Raw genomic sequence first — 24,345 nt, 5'->3', positions numbered from 1 at the left:
GCGGGCTTTTCCAAGGCACATCATATCAGGTTCGGCAATCAGTTGTTTGCGTTACCATCCTCATTCGCTGAAGACGTGGGCAGCTGGGCCTGCCGTGAAGCCGGCAACTGCTGGTCTTGCGCGGCGGCCTTAGGCTTCGCGCCCTCGCCGTCGGCAACCACGCCGGTGACCGCGACATCGTCGGTTTCAGCCTTCGGCGCACCGAAGTTGAAGCCGGAGAACGCGTTGGCGAACATCGAACGCAGCTCGGTGACGCGCTGGGTGATGCTGGATTCACGCTGCTGCAGCTCGGCGATATGCTGCTGGAGCCCATCAAGCTCGCTCTTGGCGGCTTGGCGACGCTCCTCAATCTGCTTGGCGGCGTCTTCCTGGGCCTTCTGGAGGATCTGCGCAGCCTGCTCATCGGCGGCCTTGCGCTTCTGGTCGGCGTAAGCGTCGGCTTCCTCGCGGATCTTCTTCGCCTTACCAATCAGATCGTTCGCTTCCTGCTTGGCGGCGGTACGACGCTCCTCGAGATTGTCAAGCAACTCGTTGACCTTCTTGGTCGCATCGTCCTGCTGGGCCGCGATGTCGGCACGGATCCGCTCGGCCTCGGCATCGACCTGGCTCATGGTCTTCGTACGGTACACCTCGGCCTGATCGGAGATCTCCTGGGCCTTGGCCTTAGCAGCGTCGATGATTTCACCGGCCTTGCGCTGGGCCTCGGTCATCGTACGGGACGCCTGCTCACGCACGTCGGCGAGCTTCTTATTCGCCTCGGCGAGCGCTTTCTCGATCTGGTCGTTGGCTTCGCTCTTCAAATGCGCGATCTCTTCGTTCGCAGCCTTGCGCTGAGCCGCAATCTTCTGCGTGGCGTCGGCCTTCATGTCGGAGATCTCACGGTTCTGCTTGGCCAAATCTGCGGCCATACGCTTCTTCTGCTCTTCACGGGCGTTGCTCAGCTCAAGCTTGACAGTGTCGCGCTGCTCAGTGACGGCCTTGGCGGCTTCGGCGCGCATCTGCGCGACTTCTTCCTTCGCGTTCGCGGTGATTGTCGCTGCTTCGGAATTCACCTTGTCCAGCGTGGCCTTCGCCTTCGCATTCGCCTCGTCGATGATGTGTTTGGCGTCGAGCTTCGCGTTGTTCAGTAGGGTTTCAGCCTGCGCCTGGGCTGAGGCGCGCGTCGAGGCGGCGTCCTGCTTGGCGCGGTTGAGCAGCTCCTGGCTGGTCTGCTCTGCGGAGGCGAGCATCTGCTGGGCGTTTGCGCCAAGCGATGCGAAGGAATTGCCCTTCGATGCCTTCTTGACGTTGTTTTTCTCTTCCTGCAACTGCGCCTGCAACCGCAGAATCGTGTCATCGCTTGACTTGACCTGCTCACGCAGACGATTCAGCGACTCCTGCGCCGCATTGATGGCCTCGTCGACCTTCTCCTTGTCGTAACCGTGAAACACGATCGGGAACCGATCAACCATGAATATTCCTTTCGCCCACGGAGCGAGTGCTCCGCAACACACAACCGATTGAACTCTACCCCAAAAATAGGACGTTCAGGAACGCCATCACTTCATGTTCACAGTTGCGTTCGAAGCCCGCCGGCGCAAGCGTGGACAAGCCGCTTATGCGAGCAGAATCTCCCCCGACGAAGGCTCCAGATAGTGGCGCACCGTCTCATGGACCACATCACGCGCCGCTGCGATTTGTTGGGCGAGCGGAAGGCCGTGCTGGGGGTGGGGCTGCTCGTTGACCGTGGGGAAATTGAGGAAACCGCCGATAACATGGTCTTTTGTCGCAGCCCAGTTCAGCAGATTGTAGAACAGCGAGTTGCACACGTAGGTGCCCGCGTCGGAGCTCAAAGTCGCGGGGATATGGTGGTCGGCGAAATCCTTGAGGATGGAGCGCAGGGGCAGCCGTGTCCAATAGGCGGCGGGCCCCTCCGGGTCGATGGGCATGCGCCGGGGGCGGCGGTTGTCGGCGTCCGGTTTGGCGGCGTCCATCAGATTGGTAGCGCAACGCTCCAGCTGCATGCCTCGCGCCGCGCGTTTGAGTCCGGTCGCGATGACGATATCCGGGTGCGTGCGCTCGATGGTCTCCAGCAGCATCGGCCACGCCTTTGCGAAACTGACCGGGAGCAGCACCGTGTGGATGGTCACCTGTGCATCAGCCAAAAGGCGGTCTTGCTCGGCGAACCCGGCAAGCCCGTCGCGTTCCAGCGCGGACAGCACCTCGAGACATGGGTTGACGTCGATGCCCTCGTATGGCTCGAATCCGGACATCACCACATTGATCTGCTTCATATCTTCAAGTCTAGCCACAACCGCATTCCACTCACGAACGCCGGCTTACGCTTCGTCGGGACGCACCATGCCCTGCACCCGGTCGACGGCACGTTTGCGGGTCGCTTCGAAGGCGAAGCGCTTGACCATCGCCAGATCGTCCTGCGTGGTGATTTTCATATTGCTTTCACTGCCCGCGACAATCGCGACGCGCGTATCGGGCAGATAATCCACGACCACCCGCGTGTCGTCAGTCGGGTGGAAATCAGGGTCCCGCGCGGCAAGCTCATACGCATGGCGGATTGTCTTGAAACGGAAGGCTTGCGGGGTCTGGGCGCGGAACATATCGCTGCGATCGGGCACCGCATGTACCACCTTACGCTCCCCCAGATCCTCGGTGATCAGAATCGTATCCGTCGAGGCCATGGCGACGGTCGCCGCATCGAATTCATCCAACGCGTCGATGCACCCGTCGATGGACGAACGCTCGACGAACGGACGCACCGAATCATGAATCAGCACCTTCGCGTCCTGCGGGATACCGAAATCCGCGAGCATCTGCAACGCGCTTTCCGTGCTGTCCACGCGTTCGGCCCCGCCTTCGATGATTGCACGGACTTTCGCGTAGCCGCCTTCGTCCACCAGACGCTCGACCTCGTCGCGCACCTGTGGGTTCACCACGACGACGATATCCGTGATTCTTGGGTCGTATTCGAAGGCCTCGATGCTCCAGCACACCACCGGCTTATTGGCCACAGCGACCAATTGTTTGGGGTTTCGGGCATCGAAACGGGTGCCGAACCCGGCAGCCAGTACCACGGCGACCACAGGGACCTGGGCTGGTGCGGCGGCCGGTTCGTCGGCTGATTCGGCTGGTTCGGCGAGTTCGATGGCCGGTTGGGATTGGACTGCCTCTTGCGGGTCGGCATCGCAAGCCTGCGACTGCCGGGCACGGTCGGGCTGCCGGTTATGCTGGGATTCTGGACTCTCTTCGCGCATACGCCCCACCGTAAACGCAACCATGCCCTGATGCCACGATAAGCGCGGGTTTCTGCACCGAATCTTTATCGCACGCGCTACGCCGGCCGACAGACGGTCAGGCTTGCCGCGAAATCAGGGCGAGCATACGGCCCTCATGGGTTTTCTTCGCGAGCGCGGCGCGGCGGTGCGAATACCACAGCGGGTTCTCCAGCGTACACAGGCTGTGCTTGATGGCGCCGACCCGCTCGTCAAGCTCAGGATCGCCCTCGTTGTCGATGCGGCACAAGTCCCGCAATTCCTGGTCTTGCGCGAGATATTGCGTTGCCGCGGCGACCCGGGGGCGCGAATCGATGATGCGCTCGGCGCTGACACCGGCTTTGCTCAGGCACTGGCGGGCGGCGGCGGCGATATCGATGCCGGGGCCGCCGAAGCGGGTGAGCGTGTAGGTGCCAGGGAATTGCGCGTCGAACGCGTCGGCGATGTCACCGCCCACTTCGTAGCAGTCGCCGCAAATGCACGGGCCGAGGGTGGCGACGATACGGGAGCGTTCTGCGCCTTTGGAACACATGAGATCGATGGTATGGGCGATGATGTCGCGTTCCAACCCTCGCCTGCCGCAATGCGCACCCGCGATGATGCCGGATACCGGATCTGCCATGAGAACAGGCAGACAATCCGCCGCAAAGATGCCGAGCGCGATGCCGGGGCGTGACGTCACCTGGCCGTCGGCGGCGACCACGCGCGGCCTCTCGTTCGCGCCATCGCCTAGCACGGTGCCGGATACATCGAATCCGAAGGGCGTGTTGATGGTGAATGAACCGTCGACATCCACCGCATCTCCCGAGTGGACTTGACTGATCAGCGACAGATCCGCTCCGACCGCCGCGCGCAAGGCCACACGGTTGGCCAGCACATGCTCGGGATCATCGCCGGATTTGCCGCCCAGATTGCATGCCGCGTAATCACCCTCGCTGACCCCGCCCAGCCGGGTCGTGTACGTCACGGTGATGCCGGGCGCAAGAATGACCGGAATGGTGACGGGAATCGGGTTGCCGGAGTCGTCAACCGGCGGGATGGCGTTGCTGTCCACGATGTTCGCAGGATCGTTCATACCGCCTATCCTAGCGGCATGCCGTGCAATCACCACTCGCCGGTCTTGCCGGGACCGCCAGCCCCGACTATTCAGCTTTCAGCGTGCGATTGCGGGCGCGGGAACGGATCGCGGCGTTCGCAGTCACCGGCTCAGGGCAGGGCATGGAGAACACGTGGGCGGGGTTGTTCACCGATTCGACCCAATGGCCATCGGCGTCAAGGAACCCACCAGCCGGCACGGTCATGCGCAGCGGCTCGCGACCGGGCATCAGGAACTCGACCTCCTGCCCCGCCTCGATTTTGTTGCGACTCATCAGCGTGACCCTCCGCGTTGAAGCGTCATACGACATCACTTCGCCCACGACGATCCAATCGCGGAAATACCCGCCGCGATCCGTGTTCTGCCCGACCGGATGCTCGGGATAGTAGAAGCCCGTGCTGTATTCGCGGTGCGAGACCTTATACGGCTCGTCCAGCACCCATTGCGGCAGGCGGACATGCGGCGCGTCACCGGGCATGCGCGCGGCATCGCCCAGCAATGCGGGTTGTCCTGCCGTCGTGCGGCGGACCCGGTCGGCGAACGGCCGCAGCGTATGGCCTTGCCCATCCTCGAACCCACGTTGGACCATATACGCGTCCACCGCCGTCTTGTAGGCGTTCGTGACTGCGGCCACATAATACGCGCTTTTCGCCCGGCCCTCGATTTTCAGGCTCGTCGCTCCCGCGTCGATGAGGTCATCAAGATGGCCGAGCATGTTCATATCCTGCGAATTGAACAGGAACGTTCCCTCGCCGTTCTCCTCGACCGGGAAGAACCGGCCGGGACGCTTCTCCTCGACCACATGGTATTTCCAGCGGCAGGGCTGCGCACAATCGCCGTGGTTGCCGCTGCGGCCGGTCGGATAATTCGACAGCAGGCAGCGCCCGGAGAAGGCCATGCACATCGAGCCGTGCACGAAGCATTCGATATCAAGGTCATCCGGCGTGTTCGCACGGATGTCACGGACCGCGTCCAAGTCAAGCTCGCGGGCGAGCACCACACGCTTCGCGCCCAGTTCATACAGCGCGTTCGCGGCGCCGTAATTGGTGACGCCTGCCTGCGTGGACACGTGCAATTCGAGATTCGGGGCGATATGGCGGGCGTCCATCATGATGCCGATATCGGTGACGATCAGCGCGTCGACCCCGACTTCGGCGAGCTGGCCCAGATACTCGCGCATGGCCGCGACCTCGTCGTTATGCGGCAGGATGTTGCAGGTCACGTACACGCGGGCGCCATGCTCGTGCGCGTACCGCGCGCCCTCCTCGAAATCCTCGAGCGTGAAATTCTTCGGTGCCGAACGCATGCCGAAGGCCTTGCCGCCGCAGTAGACGGCGTCCGCGCCGAAATCGACTGCGGTTTTCAGGCTGCGCAGGTTGCCGGCCGGCGCCAGCACTTCGGGGCGCCGGCGAGTATGGCGTAAGGTCGCCGCAATCGGAGCCGCGGCTGCCTCCGCAATCGACGCGGTCTGCGAAGTCTGTGTGGTCTGCGAAGTCTGTGCGTTCATTGGTGTGATTGCCGCCGAAATCTGTCCGGCCTGTCCGGTCTGTCCGGCCTGTGGAGTCTGCGAAGTCGTCATCTGTTCATTCATCACCGCATAGCATAACAACCTCGCCGCGATGACACGTCCTGCAACGTCCCGCAGCGTCTTTTCCCCAGAACCGCCTCCCCACGAATCACTCCATTCCACAAACTGCTTACGCTGACAAGCCCCTCAGCGTAACCAGTTTGTGGAAGACAGCAGATGCTGGAGACCAGCTCAGCCGAGATAGGCGAGTTCGTCGGGGCTGAGCTCGAGTTCGTCGGCCTTGAGCGAATCAAGGATGGTTTCGGGTCGATGCGCGCCCGGAATCACGAACATGTGGTCGCCCTTGGCGAGCTCCCACGCGAGCACCACCCGCTGGTAGCTGACACCATGCTTCGCGGCGACTTCACGGAACGGGTCGAACAGATGCTCGTCGTAGGGGTGGCGATACCCGCCAAGCGGACTCCAACACACGAATGCGAGACCGAGCTTCGCACAGTAATCCATCATGTCTTGGGTTTCCATATGAATCGGGGAATACTGGTTCTGCACGGCGACCAGCTTGTCGCCCAACACGCGCCGGGCGATATCCAGCTGTTCGATAGTGACGTTCGACACCCCCGCCCATTTGGCCACACCCTGGTCGAGCAGCGCCTTGATGCCTTCGCAGGACTCCTCGTACGGGACCTCCGGGTCATGGCGGTGCAGGTACAGCAGGTCGATCGCGTCCACGCCGAGCGCCTGCGCCGACTGCTTGCCGTATTCGATGAGATGCTCCGGCTTGCCGTCACGCGGCCAGATCGGCTTGTCGCCGTCCCATGCGCGGCGCAACCCCACCTTGGTGGCGACCAGCACCTCGTCACGCGGGCCGTTCCACGTGTCCAGCGCCTCACGCACCAGCTTCTCGCCGGTCTGCTCCTCCTCGCCGGGTGTGTAATACGCCCACGCGGTGTCAATATGGCGGCAGCCTGCGTCGAGGGAGGCATGCAGCGTCTCGATGCCGACCGCATGCCCGCGGTTGTTCTCGATGGTCAGTGGCATTTCGCCATGCCCGATGGCGGTGGTGTGGAACGGTCCCAGATCACGGAATAACGTCATGAATCCTCCTTCGCGGACACCGCATACCCTCATGGCAGGCGGCTGCCGGACAACGTGTCCGTCGGCCAAGCGGCCTCGGCACCGATTCGCCTGTCGCCGCTTGACGCAATCAGTTCCAGCCTACGGGCGGATATGGATTTCGCGGTGATTTCGCAGTGAGTAGGTAGCAATGGCACGGTAATCACGCAGGGCGATTCTGTCAGCGGATCCACCGGTACCGTGGATTCTGACGCCTGCTACTTTGGATGCCTTGGTCAGTCACCGAACAGCCAATTCCACAGGTTGATGGCATGGTCAACGCCTGCGTCCAACGCCATGCCGACAAAGGTGAACTGGTCCTCAAACTCCTGCTCGTCGATAACAATCGGAATCGTGTCCCGGCCACGCCACAGTGCCTTATTGGCGATACCGAAGGCGGCGGCGAACACCAGATAACGGTTCCACAACTTCAAATCAGGGATGTCACGATCCTTGAACTCGCCGAAATCCTCAAGATAGTCGGCAAGACCGTTGACCTGGGTCGCATAGTAGCGACCGGTATACGTCAAACCGTACCGATTCGTGCCGAGCAGCATCGTCACGGCAAGCACCATCGTCACCGCCGGGAGCAATGCAATCAGACCTTGTGCCATCAGCACAGCTAATGCGGCGAACGAGACAGGCAGCAGCACCAGCCCACATACCAGCGCGAGCCGCCCCACGCGATGGGTGGCATGCAAACCGCGGAATTCCAGCCGCATGCGATCAGAGAAACCGGTGAGTGCCTGCGTGCCGTCACCCCAATTGCGGTATGTTTCACGCATCTGCGAGGTGTCGAACATCGTGACGCCCTTATGGTGCGCCACGCGTTCCAAAACATCAAGCGCGGCCATTTCGCTGTCGTACAGGGCAAGGTGCGGATCGTGAGCAGCGGGCAGGATCACGATGGTGGTGACGCTGCCCTCGGGGCCGTCAAATCCCAGCCAGCCGTCTTCTACGCGATGAATGGGGTCAGGCGTTGTCTTGCCGGGGGATGTATCAGAATCGGCCGGAGCATACGGTGAGGGCGTGACGGCAACTGCCGGTCCGGGCACCCCTGTTGGGGTGGGCGGCTGCGGCGACACTGGCGTGAACGTTTGACCCGGCATCGCATCGACGACCTGCGCGCCCGGTACGTCAGCGAATGCGACGGAAGCGCAGGGATTGCCGTAAGCGTCGGCGATGTACCCGCCTGGATGGCCGGCAGTTTGCTTCCCGCCCGCCGCCCCGGCGGTGGCGTTACGACCCACATTCCCAGGCAGCAGCGCGATCGCGCCTTTGGAAGCAAGCGACAGCACCGACGCAGCCAGCGCACGGGGAAGCACACTGGACCAATCTCGCCCGTTCATCATGCCGCGGATCCAAGCAGCGCTCGCCGGACTGACATCCGGTTCCTGACGCCAATACCCGATGCTTTTCACCACGCGTGCGCTCAAGGCGGCGACGACCATGGACGCAAGACCGGCCACCGCGAGGACGACACACAGCGCAAGCAGATTCAATTCGCCTGCCGACAAGGTCGGCGGCGCCGCACTGCTCACGGCCCGCAACACGTCGGAACGGAACCGGGCGCCCATCATAGACAGCATCAACGCGATACTGAGCGCAAGCGCGATGACACCCGCGAGCACCCCGCGCAGCACCCGATGATGCTCGAGCATATGCAGCAACGGCATGGCCGACAGCCAATCCAGCGTATGGTCTGACCTGCCGCCAGCGTCAACGGTATTCATCGTATATTGCTTCGACGTCAGCGGCCGCCGAAGCTCCCGCCGCCGGCTCCGCCGCCACCGCCGCCGAAGCCGCCGCCACCGGAGAAACCACCACCTGAGAAGCCGCCGCCCGACGACGAGCTTGCCGGGGCGAGCAAGGTCTGCGCGGCATCCGATACCTGGGCGAATCCGGCACTCAGCTGGTCGCCCAGATCAGTGAAGGACGATGGCGTGAACGAGGCGACTGCCGCCGCACCGGCGAACGCAGCGCCCGCATTCGGCCCGAAGTTGAAGGACCACAGGCTCGGACGGTACATCCAGTACAGCAGCGAATCGGTGGCGTTCTCGTCAAGCCATCGTGCATCGGACAGCTCGGGGGCAGCCTGGGCCAGTTGCCGCATGACTACCTCGGATAATCCGAACGCCGCCGCATACACGAGATACCGGTCCCACAAGGCGAGATCGGCAGCGCCGCGATCCTTGAAATCACTAAAATCGGTGAGATAGCGTTTGAACGCGTCGATCTGGGTGGCCAGCGCCTTGCCCTTGTCGGTGAGCACCTGTTGCTGTATGAGGCCGATGTACGCGCCGATGCAGCAGGCGACCGGCAAGACGGTCACGAGTTGCAGGAACAGGTTGCCGGCAAACATGTTGTGACACACAATCGCATATACCAGGCTCAGGCAAGCCACGAGATTGCTCCAGCCGCCGTATGAGGTGGACGCGTTGAGCTTGCCGTACTCCAGAGTGAACTTGAGTTTCAGGTCCTGTAGCTTCCTGGCGCCCTCCTCCCAGTCATTCATCATGGTGCGCATCTGCTGCATATCGAACACGCGGGACGCGTGGTGTTCGCCCACCAGTTGCAAGTAGTCAAGCAGCGCGCTCTCCGACTCACACAGGTTCAACGTGGCACGATACGCAGGGTCATAGCTGCTGGGTTCGATGGCGATTGTCACGTTGTCGGACGAGCCCGACGCCACGGATGCGGCCACCTGCGGGGTGTTGACGTAGGATGACACGGTTGCGCCGTCCGGATGGGACACGTCGATGGCGCCATACGCGGCCGCCGAACCGGGCAGAATCCTGATGGCGTGTTTCGAGGCGAGCGAAAGCATGGTAGCGGTCAACGCGCGCGACTGGGTCTGATCGGAGGAGATGTGCTCAATCACCCCATTGAGCTGCGCGGCATTGTTCGGGCTCATATCCGGCGGATCGCGGCGGTATCCGGGGTCTTGGGGGAACGCCGCTTTGCGCTTGCTGCGGATGATCGCCATGATTAGGCAGAGCATGATCAGAATGCCGATGATCCCGGCGAGCGCAATCTTGGCAATCAGCAGCGCGGCTTCCACCTTGCGTTTCGAGTTCCACTCCTGCTCTTTGCGCTGTTCCGTGCTCATCAGTGTGCTGCGGTATTCGCCGCTGGCATGACGAGCGACATCTTTGGTCGCCGACACGTCGTACATGGTGACCAGATCGAGATACATGCCGGATTTCACGTCGTATGCGGTGAAATTGAGCGACCCGCCCTTGCCGCGAAAAGTGGTTGATGTGCCCTCATAATGCAGCCACGCCCACGAGTTCTTCTCGCTGATTCCCTCCGGGAAGGTGACGGTACCGGTCAGTTTGCCGATCGGGACGCTGTTTGATTCGCCCACGGGCTCCCACTGGAATGCAGCGACATCGTCATATGCCGTGGCGACGCCTTTGAACGTCATAGAAATATCGAAGCCGATGCTGTCGGCGGCATTGACCGCCGGAATATTCCAGCCGAGCTCCACGGTGCCGTTGGTTGTGGAGGCGGGATCGTACTGTTGCAGCGAGTCACTGGAGTCGACAGTACCGATATACCAGTGCCCTGCATACTGGCTGTCCCACTGGGAAACGGTCTGCGAGCCGGCGATGATGGGGTCTGCCTGCGAATAGCTCACCCCGGCAGTGGTGTTGCGCACGCTGATGTCCGTAATCGCGGTGAGTTTGTCGGGATCCAACGTGTAGCGCTGATACAGTTGTCGCCAAGGCTTGTCACGGTTCTGGAGCTTGACATCGATATGCTCGGTGATGCGCAGGTCACCGTTGGCCATCACCTTGACCTGATAGTCCACGCTCCGATACGACAGATCCGGGGAGCTGGTCCAACCAGTCGTCAAGACCAACGCGGCGGCGGCGACCAACGTCACCGCGACCATGATAGCAATGGTCTTCAGCCAAGTCTTACCCCGGTTCTGCATATTTGCCCTTCCGACAATCCTCGACAATCCACGATGACAATCCGTGCGGTCCACGGCACTGCAAGCTGCGTGAACCGCCCGGGAAACCTACCTGTGAGCCTCTATCAGTCCGGCTCAGAACTTCACTTGCGGGGCAAGCCTGGAGGCGTCGTCCACCTGGAAGTAATCCGCCTGCTCGAAGTGGAACAGGCCGGCCACGATATTGCTCGGGAAGGTCTCGATTGCGTTGTTGAGCTTCATGACGACATCGTTGTAGAACTGACGCGCGTAGGCGATCTTCTGCTCGAGATCCTGCAGCTGGTGTTGCAGATCCATGAAGTTCTGATTCGCTTGAAGTTGCGGATACGCCTCAGCGGTGGCCTGCAGGTTGAACAGGGCGCGGGTCAGCTCGTTCTCCGCGGCGATGCGTTCCGCAGTACCCGCCTGCTTGTCGGCGGCCACGGCGACGGCCTTCGCGCGAGCCTCGGTGACCCGCGTGAGTACCTGGGTTTCATGGGCGGCGTACCCCTTGACGGTTTCCACCAGATTCGGCACCAGATCGGCACGCTGCTTGAGCTGGACATCAATCTGTGCCCAGCCGTTCTTGACCCGGTTGCGCAGGGTGACCAGATTGTTGTAGGCGCTGATCATCCACACAATAATCAGCAGCACGATGACGGCAATGATGATCCACACCATCGTTCTCTCCTTCGAAGACATCGGGGTCTCTCGAGCCCGGCAGGGACAGCCTGCAATACCAGTATCTCAGAAGGCTTGTACCAATGGCTAATTCCTCGGATGCTTGCGGTCTGCCCATCGAGGACTTATGCCTACCCATCGAGAACATCGTACTTCCCAAACTGGTGACCCTAAACCGCCTGTCAGCGTAGACAGTTTGTGAAAGGGAGCGCCACGGCTGCGGCGGCACAGGACGTTCTATGCGCAGGACGTTCAGGTGCTAGGACCTTCCATACCCAAGACGTTCAGGGCACACGACGTTGAGAGTACAAGACATTCCATGCAAAAGGGCCGCCGGGAAATACTCCCGACGGCCCAATCAGCCAATCAATCGATTAGCCACAATCAGTTCAGCTGAACCGGACGATCATGCCATGTGCAGGCGTTCCGGCACGAAACCGAACCGATGCGCGATCAGTCCTCTTCGAACGGATCGAAATCGCGGCGCACACGGCGGCGCGGACGCTCATGACGCTCCTCGCGGTCGGCGCGATACTCGTCATAGTGGTCATCCGCTGCGTAGCGCGGGTTGCGGTCGTCACGACGGCCGCCACGATAGCCACGGCCACCACGATCGTCACGCTCCGAACGCTCGGAACGACGGCCACGACGCGGACGATCATCATACTCATCATCACGATCATCACGGGAACGACGAGACGGACGCTCGTCATCATAACGGTCGTCACGGCTGCGGCGAGACGGACGGCGGTCGTCATCGTAACGGCCACCGCGATATCCGCGGTCCTCGCCCTCGTCACGACGGCCACGGCCGCCGCCACGACGCTCGTCACGCCCGCGACCGGCGGAACGTGGAGCCGAAGACTCCTGGTCCTCGAAACCGGGGATGGCCAGGGAGATCTTGCCGCGGTCATCAACACCCTGCACGACGACCTCGGCGGTGTCGCCTTCCTTGAGCACGTCTTCAACGGCGTCGATACGCTCGCCGTTGGCGAGGTTACGCACCTGGGAGATGTGCAGCAGGCCGTCGCTGCCCGGGGTCAGGTTCACGAACGCGCCGAAGCTGGTGGTCTTAACGACCTTGCCGTTGTAGACCTCGCCCGGTTCAGGGACATGCGGGTTGGCGATGGAATCGATGATGCCCTTCGCCTTCTCGGCAGTCTCGCCGCCCTCGGAGGAGATGTAGACGGTGCCGTCGTCCTCGATGGTGATCTCAGCGCCGGTGTCCTCCTGAATCTGGTTGATCATCTTGCCCTTCGGACCGATGACCTCGCCGATCTTGTCGACAGGCACCTTGGTGGTGATGATACGCGGAGCGAACGGGCTCATCTCGGCCGGGCCGTCGATGCACTCGTTGATCAAGTCGAGAATCGTGGCGCGGGCTTCCTTCGCCTGCTGCATGGCGGCGGCGAGCACGTCGGCCGGAATGCCGTCGAGCTTGGTGTCCAGCTGCAACGCGGTGATGAACTCAGAAGTGCCAGCCACCTTGAAGTCCATATCGCCGAACGCGTCCTCAGCGCCCAAAATGTCGGTCAGCGTCTTGTAGATGTGCTGGCCGTCAACATCACCGGAAACCAAGCCCATCGCGATGCCCGCAACCGGGGCCTTCAGCGGCACGCCGGCGGCCAGCAGCGACAGAGTGGAGGCGCACACGGAGCCCATGGAAGTGGAACCGTTGGAGCCAATGGCCACGGAGACCTGACGGATGGCGTACGGGAACTCCTCGCGACTCGGCAGCACCGGCACGAGGGCCTTCTCGGCGAGAGCGCCATGGCCAATCTCGCGGCGCTTCGGGGAGCCGACACGGCCGGTCTCGCCGGTCGAATACGGCGGCATCTCGTAGTTGTGCATGTACCGCTTGGACTGCGGGCCGCTCAGCGCGTCGATCTGCTGTTCCATCTTGAGCATGCCGAGCGTGGTGACACCCAGGATCTGGGTTTCGCCGCGCTGGAAGAGGGCGGAGCCGTGCACGCGCGGCACGATGTCCACTTCGGCGGACAGGGTGCGGATGTCGCGCAGGCCGCGGCCGTCGATGCGGTAGTCCTGGGTCAGGATGCGGCGGCGCACAATCTGGCGCTGTAGCTCTTTGAACGCGTTGCCGAGTTCCTTTTCCTTCTCGGCGTCGTCCATGTCGGTGAACTCGTTGGCCAGCTGCTCGCGCACCTGTTCCTTGATTTCGTGGATGCGCTCCTGACGAGGCAGCTTTTCCGCGATGGACAGGGCTTCGTCGAGCTGGGAGTGGGCGATTTCATCGATGCGGTTGTAGAGGTCCTCGGTGTACTCCGGGAACAGCTGGAACTCCTTGGCCGGCTTCGGAGCCTTGGCCTTGAGCTCGTTTTGCGCTTCGCAAATCGTCTTGATGAACGGCTTGGCGGCCTCAAGACCGCCGGCGACGACTTCCTCGTCCGGCTTGGTCTGGCCCTCGTCATAGATGAGGTGCCAGGCATTCTTGCCGGCACCGGCCTCGATCATGGCGATTGCGACATCACCGTTCTCGACCACACGGCCGGCGACGACGATCTCGAAGACCGCGCGCTCACGCTCGCTCCAGCGCGGGAAGGCGACCCACTGGCCATCGATCAGGGCGAGACGCACGCCGGAAACCGGACCTTCGAACGGCAGGCCGGAAATCATGGTGGACGCGGATGCGGCGTTCAGGGCAAGCACATCGTAGGCATCGTCAGGGTTGACGGCGAGCACGGTCTCCACGACCTGCACTTCGTTGCGCAGCGTGTGCGGGAACAGCGGGCGCAGCGGACGGTCGATGATACGGCAGGCGAGAATCGCCTCGGAGCTCGGGCGGCCCTCACGGCGGAAGAAGGAGCCCGGGATCTTGCCCGCGGCGTACATCTTCTCTTCCACGTCAACGGTCAGCGGGAAGAAGTCGTAGTTCTCCTTCGGGCTGGAGCCAGCCGTGGTGGTGGACAGGACCATCGAATCATCATCAAGATAGGCGGCCACAGCCCCATCCGCCTGCTGGGCGAGACGACCCGTCTCGAAACGCAACGTGCGCTTGCCAAATGAACCATTGTCGATTACGGCCTCTACGGCCTTGATTTCGGGACCCTCCAAGGGTTCCTCCTTTGTTTGATTATCTATCTACCTAAACCATTACTGACCTGACGCAGGCCTTGCGTGTCACGCGGCATACCTGGCCGCGAATCCTTCGTTTTCCTCGTGTCAGAACGTCAGTTCCATTATTCACTTACTCGTTGACTTTTCGCTTGCGGCATCGCACCCCGTGCATGCCCCCGCCGGCCCCCGGTGTTGTCTTGCCTCGAAGACGGCGACAGGCGCTGCCATGCTGCCTACCGCCGCCGACATCGGTCCGCCCCCTGTGGGCGGGACGTTTATGAGTTCGAGCGTGATATACGAGCGCCCGCGCACAAGGCACGGGCGTAAGCCTTCTATCGACGCAGGCCGAGACGGTCGATCAGGGAACGGTAACGATCGATGTCCTCGCGCTTGAGATAGTCAAGCAGACGACGACGGTCGCCGACCATGAGCAGCAGACCACGGCGCGAATGATGATCGTGCTTGTGGGTCTTGAGGTGCTCGGTCAGATCGGTGATGCGCTTGGTCAGCAGTGCAACCTGGACCTCCGGGGAACCGGTGTCGCCTTCGTGCGTCGCGTACTTGCTGATGATTTCCTGCTTGTCCTGAGCCGTAAGTGCCACGGCTTCCTCCTTGGGTTCTAGCTGCGCGGTGCCGCCGGCCCAATGCCGGAGCGCTCTCTATCCGCGGGCGAAACACGCCAAAATATAATTGTAAACCAAGGTATGGAAAACCTATGGCATGGCGACGTCAACGATGTATCGACGTTCAAACCGCCTCGTTCAAACCGCCTCGAGCAGGCCGCCGAACATCACGATGCACAACGCGGCCACCTCAATCACAAAGAACATGGTGAGTGAAGCCCAGCTGTGCGTGAGCGCGTTGAGCGGGGAATCCTTTCGGATCGCGACCAGCAGACCGACGAACACCAGCGCGTAGACCGCCACCGCGGCGCCCGCCGCCATGATCCCGAGGTTCGCGGCGTTCGCCAGCGGCGCGTCCGAACCATACACGACATACGTCGAATACCAGAAATTGAATCGCAACAGGCACATGCCCGCGATGAACTGCTCGGCGATGACCCCGAGCACGAACACCACTCGCCACAGCCAACGGCGCGAATCGACAATCAACATGCCGAGACCCGTGAACGCGAGCACCGTGACCAGCCAAGAGATGAACATGACCCCTTGCACAGACAGCTTGCTGACCGCGGCGACCAAATCGGAGGTATTGCGCACGGCGATATCACGGCCGATGCCATACGGCACGATGATGGCCAAGAGCAGCAATATTGCGAACACCGCCCATTGCACCGGATGTGACTTGCTGCGTTCGATATCTGCCAACGACAAATCGCTGTCTGGGATGGTGGGTTCGGGATGTTTGGACACATCCACGTGTTCGACCTTCCCCCGCACGATTTCGGTCGCGGTATTCGATTCGTCCGGAGCGGTGCTGGAATCGGCAGTGGTGGCCGGCGCCGAGGAGGGGGTGGCGGCATCGTCTGCGTCGCCGGTCGTAGAGGGGACGGCCGCTTTGTCCGCATCGCCCGCATCGGAGAGGTCAATGACGCGGTCCGACGCCTTGGTCGCATCCATATCGATCACGTCAGTGTTCGCCCCGCCCGCGTTTGCGTTGTTGTGTGGGCTCGTCTCCGCCATCCATTGCCTCCGCTTGTCCGGACATGCGGCGCGATGGCCACACGCGTTGTTTCGCTATCCACTCTAGTATGCCGCATGCCGGATGGATGCGCACGAATCGGGGCAGGGCATCGTCACATTCACTCCCTTATCGTCAGGCAATCAGGACAGACAAAATCTCAACATCTGCGCGAATCAGCGTGTGACGGCGAGATATTGAGAGAAAAGTCTCAACATCTCTCGTCAACCGTGCTGTTTGCCGATTTTTGCAGATCTCCCGCGTGGCACACGAGACTGCCGGCACCTCGAAACCGTTGATATTGCTGGATTCTCAAGATTGGCCGCCGCTTTGATCACCTTGCAAAATCTCAATTTCTCACGAAATCAGGTGTCAGACGCGAGTTTTTCCGACTTTTCCTGAACAACTCGCCAAATCGGCGTCCAAACGCGAGATATTGAGACTCGCCTTCTCCGACTGTGCCAAGGCCGGTGCCGGCATACCGGACCGCGAAGTCGCACAAACACTGGCGACGCCAACAGCGCTCCCAGCGTAACCAGTTTGGGGAGGGAGGGCGGCTGCGCGGGAATGGAAAAGCCCCGGGATTCCGGGGCTTGTGGAGCGGATGACGGGAATCGAACCCGCGTAATCAGTTTGGAAGACTGAGGCTCTACCATTGAGCTACATCCGCGTATCGCACCATCTGCAAGCATACGGCGCAACTCGTGTCATTATACACGAAACCGCGACGACGCGCCGCGCGCCGCAGATCTTCCATCGATGTCATGCGACAGCCGGCTCACACCACAGGCAGATTGACGACCGTATCGGCCGCAGCAACAAACCGCGTCAGCAGACCTCGATTTTCCACTCGTACGGCTTGAGCGCCACCGTGCGCGGCAGGCTCACCCCCTCGATACTGTCCAGCGTCGCCGTAGCGTCGCGGTTCGCGAAATTGAACACGCCAAGCAGCGTGCGCCTGCCCGCCTGCCGGACCATCGCGAGAACGCCGTCATCATGCGCGTCCCACGTCGTCACCCAAGCGTCGGGGGCGAAGCAGGGGTCCGAGCGCATCTGCCGCACATCCGCCATGCCTTCCCACAGCCGGTTCGGCAAGGTTCCGGGGACATCGCGCTTCGCGGCGTTCTTCCAGCTGAACTTGCTGCGGTGCAGATTGCGACTGTCAGCGACACGGTCCGGGTCTTCCTTATAATCCCAGCCGTTGAGCTGACCGATTTCGTCGCCGCAGTTGAGCATCGGGAACCCACGCAGGAAGCCCATCGCGTGATGCATAAGCAGGTCACGCTGGATTGAGCGCTCGTACAGCGGCCGGTCATGCGTGATGATCGCCCGTTCGATGCCGCACAGGCTCGCCGTGGTGCCGCAGCTACGCGCGTCGCCGGACGCCGGATCATAGTTGTACAGCTCACCCATCGACCAGCTGCCAGGCACCATGCCCTCATAGAAGTGGTACAGGAATTCCTTATGCTTGAGCGGGTCGATGCCAAGCTGGCGTTCGACATCCTCGTCCAGGCCCCAGCCGATGTCGTCATGGCAGCGCAGATAGTTGACGAACCAGCAGTTGCCGGGCAGCGCGTCGAGCTTGTCGATCTGGGTTTTCAGCAGCCGGGTATCGCCGTTGGCAAGCGCGCTCCACAAGTTGACCATGACGGACACGTTGTACAGCATGTGGCATTCGGGCTTTTCGGGAGTACCGAAGTAGGCGGCGAGCTCCTTGGGGGCCATGACGACCTCACCTTTGAACACGACGGCTGGGCAGACGATTTCGGACATGATGCGCATCATACGCACGATGGTGTGGACCTGCGGCAGGTTGCGGCAGTTGGTGCCGAGCTGCTTCCAGATGTACGGCACCGCGTCGATGCGGAAGACTTCGACGCCGAGATTGGCCAAATGCAGCAGGCTGGACATCATGGCGACGAAGACCTTGGGGTTGCGGTAGTTGAGGTCCCATTGGAACGGGTAGAACTGGGTCATGACCCATTTGCCCATGCGCTCGTTCCATGTGAAGTTGCCGGGCGCGGCGGTCGGGAAGACCTGTGGGACGACGGCATCATACTGGTCGGGGATGGTGCGGTCGTCATAGCAGAAGTAGTAGTCCTGATATTCGGGGTCGCCCGCTTGCGCGGCTTTCGCCCAGCGATGGGTGGACGCAGTGTGGTTCATGACGAAATCAAGGCACAGGCTGATGCCGGCCTTACGCAGTTTCGCAGTGAGGTCGGCGAGGTCCTGATTGGTGCCGATGGACGGGTCGACGGTGTCGAAATCCTCGATGGCGTAGCCGCCGTCGTTGTCCGGATGCGGCATGGTTAGCAGCGGCATGAGGTGCAGATAGGTCAGATGTTGCTCTTTGAGATAGTCGATATGTTTGGCGAGGTCGGTCAGTTTGCCCGCGAACAGGTCGGTATACATAGTCATGCCGAACATGTCGCCGCGGCGATACCACTGCGGGTCCTGCTCACGGGCGACGTCGAGGCGCTTGAGGTCGGCGGGCCGATCGGCGTGCGCTTTGGCCATAACACGTTCAAAATGCGCGAGTTCCGGCGAATCGCCGTACAGCGAATGGAACAACTCTTCGAGTTCGGCGCGACGCGGCGCGAGGCGCTCGGCGAATACGGTATCGATATGCTTGGCAGCCATCTGAAACTCCTATGTCTCTCATCCCGGGACCGGTTCGTTCGGGTCCATGTGGCTTTCAGTATATCGAACCGGTTCGAGCCGGGCAACGCGACACTCCGGATGCGGCGATATTCCACTGATTCCACGCCGCGGGAGCGGTGCTATCTGCGAACGACCAATATCGCGACCGCCGAGGCGACCGGGCCGTCATGGCTCAGGGAGATATGCCAACGCCAGCGCGCACCCTCCCCCGGTTGTGCGCCGGCACCCGACGCTGTGGGCACGTCACGTTGGACACCGCGCAAGGCCTCGGACAGTGCCCGTGCGTCATCGTCGGCAAGCACCACATGCGGCACCCCACGGGCATCATCAAGAATCTCAATACGCGCCCACGGGACGTTGTCCACGGTGTACGGAAGCGGGAAGGTCTCCCCCAGCGCCTCGCACCACGCCTTGATTACCGCTTCCTTGCCGGCCCAGCGTGCGGCGAGATGCACAGCGTCGCCATCCGCCTTAAGCCGGCCGCGCAAGGCGCTCTGCCGCAGTTCGCGCGGCGAGAACAGCCGGCGCATGCCCCCGTCGGGCTCCGCGAGCTGTTCGGCGAAAACGTCCAGCGCCACGACATCATGGCCGAGGCCGACAATACGGCCCCCGGGTTCCTGCCCATCCATCGCCGTCATCGCCGCCATCGCAACGCTTGACGTCATCGCCGCCTTCGATACCGCCGTTTCGTCCGAATCGCGCATCATCACACCGCAGTAAATCCGGTCACGAACGCGAAGAGGAGCGACAACCCGAGGAACACCAGGAACCACGGCGAACTCCAGCACGCCGCAACCGTACCCTGCGGGCTGCGGTTGGCCTTCATGTACCCGCGGATATCCCTGAACCGCAAGACAAGGTACAGCAGGGAACCCACGCCGACCACGATGTAGAGCCCATAGCCGACGATGTTCTGCGCGTTTTCCGGCATCAGCGTCAGCAGGCGGGAGAACAGGTCGGAGAAGACGAAATTATTCGTGATATGCAGTGCGATCGACCACACCAGCCCGTATTCGGCGGCGATATAGCCCAAGACCAGCCCGACGAGAATCGCGTAGGCGCCTTGCAGCAGATCCGTGTGGAAGCAACCGAACAGGACCGCGCTGGTGACGATTGAGAACACCTTGCCGTACTTGGCGAGCGCAGGCATCACCAGACCGCGGAACAGCAGCTCCTCCATAATCGGGCCGAAGAATCCGGCGTACAGGACCATGGCGAGCGTGTCCATCGAGGCGTCGATGCTGTCCATCGCCGTGCTGGGCTGGAAGCCGAACAGGCCAGACAGCCAGTCAAGCGCCGGTTCGAGGATGAAGGTGTAGACGTCGGAAGCGCCGAGAATCAGCATGATGGCAAGCAGAAAGACGACAGGCGTCATCTTGCGGTGCGCGCGTTCGCCGCTCCCGGTCAGTTCCAGACGCAGCTCGTGCGGCAAGCCGTGCCATAACGGGTCGTGTGAACGCATGAGGGCCAGGTAGATCGCGCATCCGACGAGGGCGATCAGACTGACGGCGCCGGATATCCGATTGCTAAATGCGTCACTGAACACCTCCGATTCGGGGGTGCCTTGAAGAATCATCACCGTGGCGATGGTCATCTGGGCAACCAGCGCGACAGCCGTCATGACCACGCAATAGAACAGCACAAGCCGCGCCTCGCGACCGACCGCACGACGCACCTGCTGGGCGTAGGTGAGGAAGCGTCGAGGAATCCATGCAGGCTGTTGGGCCTGTGGCATCGGCTGCGGCGGGTAGGGGTATGGCGGAACCTGCTGATACGGCGGCAGCGGCTGCGGTGCTGAGGGGTGCGTCTGGTACGGATACGGCGGGTACGGCTGGTACGACTGGTACGACTGGGGAGGGTACGCCTGATATGGGTACGGCTGGTACGGGTAGGGCGTGCCCTGCATCTGGGGCGGATAGGCGGGATTCGGGTATGACGCTGCCGAAGGCGCGGGCTGCGGATATGGCTGTAGCGGCGGAACCTGCTGATAGGGCTGGGCCTGCTGGTACGGCGGATACGGCTGATATTCCTGCCGCGCGGTCTGCTGCGGCTGCATCATCGGCGGCTGCCGACCGGTCGGTGCGACATGTTCCGGCCGATTCGTGCGAGTCTTGTCTGCATCATCGCTCTGGTCGCTCATGTGTTCCCTTTCCTGCTGCGCCCCGCGCATGCGAGTCTGCCGTGCGCTGTCGTCATCGTCGTGTTGTCATCATCGCAGTCGCTGCTGACCGTTTCATGGGGATAACACGCGTGCTGCGTCCACCGACTCTGAGGAATCGCTCAGTGTCGGCGGACGCAGCAGGAATCAACGCGCCGGGCAGGCCGGATTGTCAGGACAATCCAGGCAGTCCAGACAATCCGGCCTCATGCGTAGGTCAGGCCTCGTAGTATCCGTCGGTCCCCAGACGGGCGTTCGGATCGAGCAGCATGGCCTTCTCGACTTCATGCGCGTCATAGCCGTGGCCGTCCTTGTGGAAGTGACGCTCGTCGATGGGCTCGTAGAGCGCGGCATGGCCCATCATGCCTTCTTCCAGACGACGGTGACCGGCGGCCAGACGGCTGTTCGCGCGCTTGCGCCACGCTTGGAGCGCCTCATCGCCCGCGGTGTGCGCGACCGCGGCCTCGAAGGCACCGGGGCTGACAATCGCCACGAAACCGCCGACATGACCGAAGCCGAGGGATGTCGCCAATCCCGCCTTAACCGGACCGACCTTGATCGGGCTGGTCGGCCAGACCATGAAATCGTCGCGCTTGAGCTTCGGATCGACGCAGTCGAGCGCAGCGTTCGCCGGAACGATGCCCGTGCGGAACAGCTGGGTCAGGCCGTTGATCTGGAACACGCAGGCGCCGCCCTTCGCGTGGCCCGTCAGGCTCTTCTGGGAGATGACGAGCAGCGGGTTGCCTTCGGTGCGGCCGATGGCGTGCGCGAGCGTGTTGTGCAGCTCGGACTCGTTCGGGTCGTTCGCGTTCGTGGACGTGTCGTGCTTGGAGACCACGGCGATATCGTCCGGAGTGACACCGAGCCGCGCCAAATCATGCACGAGCTTGGAATCGCGGCCACCCATGCCGGCGGCGAGCGCACCAAGACCCGGAGCCGGGATTGAGGTGTGCGCGCCATCCGCATAGGAGTGAATGAATCCGACGACGCCCGCGACCGGCAGGCCAAGCTTCAACGCGATATCGCCGCGCGTCAGCAGAATCGTGCCGCCGCCCTGCGATTCGACGAAGCCGCCGCGACGACGGTCGTTCGCGCGGGAGAAGAAGCGTGCGTCGATGCCTTTGGCGTACATTTCCTGGGCGTTGGCGGTGGCGTTCATGTTGCCGAAACCGATGACGGATTCGACGCCGATGTCGTCGATTGCGCCGGCGACCACGAAATCGGCCTTGCCGAGGGCAATCTTGTCAGCGCCCTCTTCGACGGAGACCGCGGCGGTCGCGCAGGCGGAGACCGGCTGGACGATATTGCCGTATCCGCCGATGTACGACTGCATCACATGGGCGGCGACCACGTTGGGCAGCGCCTCCTGGAGGATGTCGGTCGGGATCTCATGGTTGAGGAAGCGGTCAAGGTACAGCTTGCGCATCGATTGCATGCCGCCGAAGCCGGTACCTTGTGTGTCCGCGACCATGGAGGGGTGCACGGCCTGCAAGATCTCCGTCGGCGTGAAGCCCGCGGACAGGTAGGCGTCCACCGTGGTGACGATGTTCCACAGGGCGATCGGGTCGACAGCGCCGACCATCGAAGCGGGGATGCCCCACTTGAGCGGGTCGAAGCCCTTCGGGAACTGGCCGCCGACCGTGCGGGTCATGGTCGCGCGGCGAGGCACACGGATCATCGAGCCGGCATGACGGGTGACCACCCATTCTCCGGCTTCGGTATCCTCACGGATGCTGGTGTGCGCTTCGTCAAGCTTGACGTATTCACGGGCCATGTCCTCGGTGGGCACGGAGAATTCGACGTCGTGGTCGAGGAAGATCTCAGCCTCCTCCTCGTCGTTGCCGCCGGTTTCGCCGTCACGCAGATAGTTGGAGCCCATGCCGTCCTCGAAAGGCCTGATGCCGCTTCGCGCCACGACTTCGTCATGGTAGCGCTCAGCGATATCTTCCTCGGGGACCAGGTTGCCGTCAGTGTCATACCAGCCGGCTTTCGGGCTGTCCTGCCACGTGAGCAGGCCCATATTCCACGCGAGTTCGAGCACGGCGCCTGCGGACAGGTCGACGCTGCCGTCGGCGTGGATGCCGAGCTCCGCCTGGGCGCGGGTGCGTCCGGAGCCCCACGGGCCGAGTTCACCGACGGAGACGATGACGATTTCGTCTTCAGGGCGCGCGGTGACGTTGGTCCAATCCTTCAAGTCAATGTCGGGCTGGCGGGGCACGCGCGGCGTCGGAAGGGCCTTGATGGTGGCCGCGGGGGCGGCTGCCGTGTCCTTGGAGGCGTCGGCGGCTTGCGATTCGGCGCGTTTCGCGTCTTCCATGGCCTCGCGGCGCAGGGCGCTGATATCGATGGGCTCACTGCCCAGGCCACCGGTCAGATCCACGTCGAGCGGCGCCTTCTTGGCTTGTTCGCGGGCTTCCTTCGTGGACAGGTCGAGCAGTTTGACGGCGATCTGCGCGGTCGAGTAGGTCTTCAGCCCGTGGCGTTCGACTACCTCGACGAGCGGGTCGTTGCCGCCCATCAGGCCGGTTCCCCGCACCCAGCCAATCTTCGGATGGGCGAAGGTGACACGGCCGGACCATACGCGTTCGGCGTGTGCACGGTTGACGATCGCATCGAAAGCGCTCTTGACTTCGCCGTAAGCGCCGTCGCCGCCGAATATACCGCGGTTCGGGGAGCCGGGCAGAATCACGTGGAGCCGGTGCTGCACGTCGGTGTCCGAGCCGATGGCCGCGAATCCGGTGATTGCGCGTTCCACGCCCCACAGCATGAGTCGTGCCTGCGATTCGAACAGTTCACCGGAGTCTGCCATGGTGCCGTGAACCGGCGGAGCGGCGAACGGGAAGAACAACGTGGGCTCGTACGCGGGCTTGATCACCGTGGTCGTGGCTCCAGAGGTCTTCTTCTGCTCGTGGCCGACCCAATCAACCAACGCGTCGACATCACGGTAGCTGGACAGGTTCGCGGGGACAAGCCACAGACGGGCTCCCGCGGCAGCATGCGTGCGATATGCTCGCTTCGCCCACTGCTTGACGGACGGCTTGAAGCTGTGCGAGGTGGCGACGACAGTCGCACCCCCGGCCAGCAGGCCGCACACAACCTGGGCGGCGATGGAGCGCGGGGCGACGCCCGTGACGACGGCGATATCACCGGCGAAGCGGGATGCCGCAGGGTCTGCCTTCGGGTCAG

The 24,345-nt window shown here is 62.4% G+C and carries 15 protein-coding genes, 1 tRNA gene and 1 pseudogene; all 17 read right to left on the bottom strand.

The window, feature by feature from the left end; genetic code table 11:
- Positions 1 to 38: 38 nt before the first annotated feature.
- A complete protein-coding gene (locus K315_RS0100940) occupies positions 39 to 1,451 on the bottom strand; it encodes a cell division protein (RefSeq protein WP_029575792.1) in 1,413 nt (470 codons plus the stop codon).
- A 144-nt stretch (positions 1,452 to 1,595) separates the two neighbouring features.
- Entirely contained in the window at positions 1,596 to 2,273 is a 678-nt protein-coding gene (locus K315_RS0100935) for a pyroglutamyl-peptidase I (RefSeq protein ID WP_029575791.1), read from the bottom strand.
- 45 nt (positions 2,274 to 2,318) lie between these two features.
- A complete protein-coding gene (locus K315_RS0100930; RefSeq protein ID WP_029575790.1) occupies positions 2,319 to 3,251 on the bottom strand; it encodes an IspD/TarI family cytidylyltransferase in 933 nt (310 codons plus the stop codon).
- Positions 3,252 to 3,348: 97 nt separating this feature from the next.
- Positions 3,349 to 4,344 (bottom strand): purine nucleoside phosphorylase YfiH/LACC1 family protein, encoded by a 996-nt coding sequence (locus K315_RS0100925; protein ID WP_029575789.1) that lies wholly within the window; start codon positions 4,342 to 4,344, stop codon positions 3,349 to 3,351.
- Between the two features lie 67 nt (positions 4,345 to 4,411).
- Positions 4,412 to 5,944, bottom strand: coding sequence for a peptidase U32 family protein (locus K315_RS0100920; protein WP_244874290.1), 1,533 nt, complete (start codon positions 5,942 to 5,944; stop codon positions 4,412 to 4,414).
- Positions 5,945 to 6,124: 180 nt separating this feature from the next.
- Positions 6,125 to 6,988, bottom strand: a complete 864-nt coding sequence (locus K315_RS0100915; protein WP_029575787.1) for an aldo/keto reductase — start codon at positions 6,986 to 6,988, stop codon at positions 6,125 to 6,127.
- A 254-nt stretch (positions 6,989 to 7,242) separates the two neighbouring features.
- Positions 7,243 to 8,739 (bottom strand): DUF2207 family protein, encoded by a 1,497-nt coding sequence (locus K315_RS0100910; RefSeq protein WP_029575786.1) that lies wholly within the window; start codon positions 8,737 to 8,739, stop codon positions 7,243 to 7,245.
- 17 nt (positions 8,740 to 8,756) lie between these two features.
- Complete coding sequence (locus K315_RS0100905; protein WP_029575785.1) at positions 8,757 to 10,946, bottom strand: DUF2207 domain-containing protein; 2,190 nt, start codon at positions 10,944 to 10,946, stop codon at positions 8,757 to 8,759.
- A gap of 114 nt (positions 10,947 to 11,060) precedes the next feature.
- Positions 11,061 to 11,624, bottom strand: a complete 564-nt coding sequence (locus K315_RS0100900) for a LemA family protein (protein WP_033520270.1) — start codon at positions 11,622 to 11,624, stop codon at positions 11,061 to 11,063.
- A 453-nt stretch (positions 11,625 to 12,077) separates the two neighbouring features.
- Positions 12,078 to 14,696 (bottom strand): polyribonucleotide nucleotidyltransferase, encoded by a 2,619-nt coding sequence (locus K315_RS0100895; RefSeq protein ID WP_029575783.1) that lies wholly within the window; start codon positions 14,694 to 14,696, stop codon positions 12,078 to 12,080.
- A 335-nt stretch (positions 14,697 to 15,031) separates the two neighbouring features.
- Entirely contained in the window at positions 15,032 to 15,301 is a 270-nt protein-coding gene (gene rpsO, locus K315_RS0100890; protein ID WP_015451031.1) for a 30S ribosomal protein S15, read from the bottom strand.
- A 159-nt stretch (positions 15,302 to 15,460) separates the two neighbouring features.
- The gene (locus tag K315_RS09065) at positions 15,461 to 16,102 is read right to left on the bottom strand and encodes a hypothetical protein (RefSeq protein ID WP_033520314.1); all 642 of its coding nucleotides are present in this window, start codon (positions 16,100 to 16,102) and stop codon (positions 15,461 to 15,463) included.
- An 834-nt stretch (positions 16,103 to 16,936) separates the two neighbouring features.
- Positions 16,937 to 17,010 (bottom strand) — tRNA-Gly (locus K315_RS0100880).
- Positions 17,011 to 17,168: 158 nt separating this feature from the next.
- Positions 17,169 to 18,980 carry an alpha-amylase family protein gene (locus K315_RS0100875; protein WP_029575781.1) on the bottom strand — a complete coding sequence of 604 codons (1,812 nt, stop codon included), beginning with the start codon at positions 18,978 to 18,980 and terminating at the stop codon, positions 17,169 to 17,171.
- Between the two features lie 140 nt (positions 18,981 to 19,120).
- Positions 19,121 to 19,630 (bottom strand): holo-ACP synthase, encoded by a 510-nt coding sequence (locus K315_RS0100870; protein ID WP_033520312.1) that lies wholly within the window; start codon positions 19,628 to 19,630, stop codon positions 19,121 to 19,123.
- 77 nt (positions 19,631 to 19,707) lie between these two features.
- The gene (locus K315_RS0100865; protein ID WP_029575779.1) at positions 19,708 to 21,141 is read right to left on the bottom strand and encodes a CPBP family intramembrane glutamic endopeptidase; all 1,434 of its coding nucleotides are present in this window, start codon (positions 21,139 to 21,141) and stop codon (positions 19,708 to 19,710) included.
- Positions 21,142 to 21,376: 235 nt separating this feature from the next.
- Positions 21,377 to 24,307: pseudogene (locus K315_RS10900) on the bottom strand (beta-ketoacyl synthase N-terminal-like domain-containing protein); the annotation flags it as partial.
- Positions 24,308 to 24,345 lie beyond the last annotated feature (38 nt).

The organism is Bifidobacterium thermacidophilum subsp. thermacidophilum DSM 15837 (genome assembly GCF_000426425.1).
Classification (GTDB): Bacteria; Actinomycetota; Actinomycetes; order Actinomycetales; family Bifidobacteriaceae; genus Bifidobacterium; species Bifidobacterium thermacidophilum.
This window is presented reverse-complemented; position numbering and strand designations above follow the sequence as displayed.

What these genes read in the sequence shown, in the direction of transcription:
- K315_RS0100940 (WP_029575792.1), bottom strand. Translation starts at nt 1,451, where the DNA reads ATGGTTGATCGGTTCCCGATCGTGTTTCACGGTTACGACAAGGAGAAG.
- K315_RS0100935 (WP_029575791.1), bottom strand. Translation starts at nt 2,273, where the DNA reads ATGAAGCAGATCAATGTGGTGATGTCCGGATTCGAGCCATACGAGGGC.
- K315_RS0100930 (WP_029575790.1), bottom strand. Translation starts at nt 3,251, where the DNA reads ATGCGCGAAGAGAGTCCAGAATCCCAGCATAACCGGCAGCCCGACCGT.
- K315_RS0100925 (WP_029575789.1), bottom strand. Translation starts at nt 4,344, where the DNA reads ATGAACGATCCTGCGAACATCGTGGACAGCAACGCCATCCCGCCGGTT.
- K315_RS0100920 (WP_244874290.1), bottom strand. Translation starts at nt 5,944, where the DNA reads ATGACGACTTCGCAGACTCCACAGGCCGGACAGACCGGACAGGCCGGA.
- K315_RS0100915 (WP_029575787.1), bottom strand. Translation starts at nt 6,988, where the DNA reads ATGACGTTATTCCGTGATCTGGGACCGTTCCACACCACCGCCATCGGG.
- K315_RS0100910 (WP_029575786.1), bottom strand. Translation starts at nt 8,739, where the DNA reads ATGAATACCGTTGACGCTGGCGGCAGGTCAGACCATACGCTGGATTGG.
- K315_RS0100905 (WP_029575785.1), bottom strand. Translation starts at nt 10,946, where the DNA reads ATGCAGAACCGGGGTAAGACTTGGCTGAAGACCATTGCTATCATGGTC.
- K315_RS0100900 (WP_033520270.1), bottom strand. Translation starts at nt 11,624, where the DNA reads ATGGTGTGGATCATCATTGCCGTCATCGTGCTGCTGATTATTGTGTGG.
- K315_RS0100875 (WP_029575781.1), bottom strand. Translation starts at nt 18,980, where the DNA reads ATGGCTGCCAAGCATATCGATACCGTATTCGCCGAGCGCCTCGCGCCG.
- K315_RS0100870 (WP_033520312.1), bottom strand. Translation starts at nt 19,630, where the DNA reads ATGGATGGGCAGGAACCCGGGGGCCGTATTGTCGGCCTCGGCCATGAT.
- K315_RS0100865 (WP_029575779.1), bottom strand. Translation starts at nt 21,141, where the DNA reads ATGAGCGACCAGAGCGATGATGCAGACAAGACTCGCACGAATCGGCCG.